This window comes from Paraburkholderia sp. EG286B (assembly GCF_040965655.1).
In the GTDB taxonomy this organism is placed as follows: Bacteria; Pseudomonadota; Gammaproteobacteria; order Burkholderiales; family Burkholderiaceae; genus Paraburkholderia.
This window is the reverse complement of sequence record NZ_JBFRCF010000210.1, coordinates 1-293: the sequence shown is the minus strand read 5'-3', so window position 1 is coordinate 293 and position 293 is coordinate 1. Positions and strand designations below refer to the sequence as shown.

Below are 293 nucleotides of genomic sequence, written 5' to 3'. Positions count from 1 at the left end.
AAGGATACGCATCTCTTCGAGCGTGTTGTGAGCCAGGCTCCGGCCATCTCGTTTCATGGGCGATGCTCTCAATAGCTATCGCCCAAGCATAGACCATCTGTCCGCAAAATTCCTGACTTATGAGTAAGGTATACGGGACGCAAGAGCGAACAGGAGGTAGATTTGTTCAGAAATTGGACGGATCCTGGGTGAGCCCAGTGAAGCGATGCCACCCGGCAAAGCGTGCGGCGAGCTGTTTGCGATAGCGTGAGGCACGCAGTAAATGTCGCTTGAGCGCGAAGTGCTGGCGAATC

1 pseudogene is annotated in these 293 nt (G+C 54.3%); it reads right to left on the bottom strand.

Annotated elements, in window-relative coordinates:
- Window positions 1-166: 166 nt before the first annotated feature.
- Window positions 167-293: pseudogene (locus AB4Y42_RS44455) on the bottom strand (transposase); the annotation flags it as partial.